2 protein-coding genes are annotated in these 2,339 nt (G+C 68.2%); one reads left to right on the top strand and one right to left on the bottom strand.

The annotated features are described in order from the left end of the window. The coding region (locus tag M8J73_RS43335) for an AI-2E family transporter (RefSeq protein ID WP_249829872.1) at nucleotides 1–492 on the top strand (492 nt) is incomplete at its 5' end. Between the two features lie 119 nt (nucleotides 493–611). On the opposite strand, the gene M8J73_RS43340 is transcribed toward M8J73_RS43335, so the two are convergent. Continuing rightward, entirely contained in the window at nucleotides 612–2,042 is a 1,431-nt protein-coding gene (locus tag M8J73_RS43340; protein ID WP_055540012.1) for a non-reducing end alpha-L-arabinofuranosidase family hydrolase, read from the bottom strand. Nucleotides 2,043–2,339: the final 297 nt, after the last annotated feature.

The following is a 2,339-nucleotide window of genomic DNA, read 5'->3' on the forward strand; positions in this document are numbered from 1 at the left end:
TTCCAGGCGATCGAGGGCTTCATGCGGGGAACGACGATCATCGCGTTCATCGACGGTGTCTGCATCGCCATCGGTCTGCTGGTCCTCCAGGTGCCGGGTGCGGTCGGTTTGGGCGCGCTGGTGTTCGTCGGCGCGTACATCCCGTATCTCGGCGCGTTCCTGTCGGGCGCGGTGGCCATCCTGGTGGCGTTCGCCGACCGGGGGCTGGTGACGGCGCTGTGGGCGGTCGGTGTGGTGTTCGCGGTGCAGATCCTGGAGGGGAACGTGCTCCAGCCGATGATCCACAGCCGGACCGTGCAGATGCATCCGGCGGCGATCCTGCTGGCGCTCACCGCGGGTGCCTCCATCGCCGGCATCCTCGGCATGCTCCTGTCGGTGCCGCTGACGGCGGCGGCGTTCGGCGTGCTGTCGGAGCTGCGGTCCCGGTACGGCGACGGGGCGGACCGGGCGGAACCCACGCGGCCGAAGGAGATCGCCGGAACGGCGGGATGACCGCAACGGCGGGGATGACGGGAACGGCGGGATGACCGCCGGGCGCCCGTCGGCCACCCAAGGGGGAACCCCAGCCGACGTGCGGCTGGGGTTCCCCTGGGTGGTGCGGGTCGGGCGGATCAGCGCTGCAGGGTGAGGACACCCGGCCGGTACGGCCACTGCTCGTAGGGGGCGCCCGCCGGGGTGGAGCCCCGGCCCTGGTAGAGGAACTGCAGGTTGCAGGGGTCGATGGTCTTGGTCTGGTCGGGGTTGTTGCGGACCAGGTCACCGTGGCTGATGTCGTTGGTCCAGGTGGCGCCGCTGTTGGCCTTGCCCGCGAAGGGGCTGCTCTCGGTGCCGGCCTGCACGGTCCACGGACCGTTCAGGCTGGAGGCGGTGTACGAGCGGAAGTAGCGCCCGTTCGCGCCCCGCGCCTCGACGATCATGAGGTACTGGTTCTGGCCCTGGACCTTGTAGACCTCCGGCGCCTCGAACACCTTGTCCACGGTGTCGCTCAGGACCGTCGTGTACGACGAGCCGAAGTTCCCGGGGAAGTTCCCGATCGGCATGGTCGCCTTGTAGATCTTGCCGTTGTCACCGGCGAAGAACAGGTACATGTTCTGGTCGTCGGCGATCAGGGTCTGGTCGAGCGCGCCGGTGGGGGAGTTCTCGGAGGCGGGGAGGGTGCCGGTGAACAGCGGCTGCGGCGCGGACCAGCTGTTGGGGTTGGTGGGGTCGGTCGACGTGCGGTAGTTGAAGGTCCAGCCGCCGCTCCACTGGGAGGCCATCACCCAGACGTTCTTGGGAGCGAAGTAGAACAGGGTGGGCGCCACCGCGGTCTGGCTCATGGCGGTCTGGGGGGCCGTCGCCATGTCCGACCAGTTCGTGAAGCCGCCGAAGCCCATCGAGCGCCAGTTGCCGTCGGAGTACGTCCCGTAGACCAGGTGCTTGCCCTGGTACGTCACGGTGGTGAAGTCCTTCAGCGCGAACCACCCGTTCGCCGGCTGCGCCAGCGCCCCGGTCGACGTCCACCGGTACGTCGACGGAAGAGAGCACGTGGTGCCCGACGCGGACAGGCCGGACCACTTCTGGTTGCTGCCGCCGTTGCACGTCGCGATCTCCACCGCCGTACCGTTGGCGGTACCGGCACCCGTGACGCTCAGGCACAGCCCGGACTCCACGCCGACGACCGTGCCGTCCGCGTTCACCCGCCACTGCTGGTTCGCACCGCCGTTGCAGTCCCAGATCACCGGCCGGGTCCCGGGCGCGGTCGCGTGGCCCGGGACGTCCAGACACTTGTTGCCGTACACGGTCAGCTGGTTGCTGTCCGTCGACGTCCACTGCTGGTTGGTCCCGCCCCAGCAGTCCCAGATCTGGGTGGCGGTGCCATTGGTCTGGCTGGCGCCCGGCACGTCGAGACACCGGTTGGAGCCGGTGCCGCGCAGGGCGCCGCTGCTGGCCGCCTGGGCGGTCGTACTGGCGACCAGCAGCGCCGCCAGTGAGACCAGGGTCGCGGTCGTGGCGGCGAGCACCGCGGACGGACGTCTCCGGCTGAAGCTGAGTCTGTGCATGGGGACCTCGTTTTTCTGAGTGCGCGGCTCTGCCGGCCCCTCGGAGGCTGTGCGTGGGGTGATGCGGCGCGACCTCGATGCATTCGAAATTTCGAACACAGATCGAAGTATCGAGCAAGTGGATAATAAAGATCCGGCCACCAGCGTCAATACTTCTCACAGAATTCACGAGCCGGAAAAAGATCTAGGCTGCGGACACGACCTAGAAGGTCGATGAAGATCTTGGTGAGGGGCTGTCCGGCCGTCAGGCCGGACAGCCCCTGTGGTCATGTACCGGCCGGTGCGATGTGCCAGGTG

It is taken from the genome of Streptomyces neyagawaensis, from assembly GCF_023516595.1.
GTDB lineage: Bacteria > Actinomycetota > Actinomycetes > Streptomycetales > Streptomycetaceae > Streptomyces > Streptomyces neyagawaensis.

Coding starts and splice junctions, on each gene's coding strand:
- M8J73_RS43340 (WP_055540012.1), bottom strand. CDS start 2,042: ATGCACAGACTCAGCTTCAGCCGGAGACGTCCGTCCGCGGTGCTCGCC.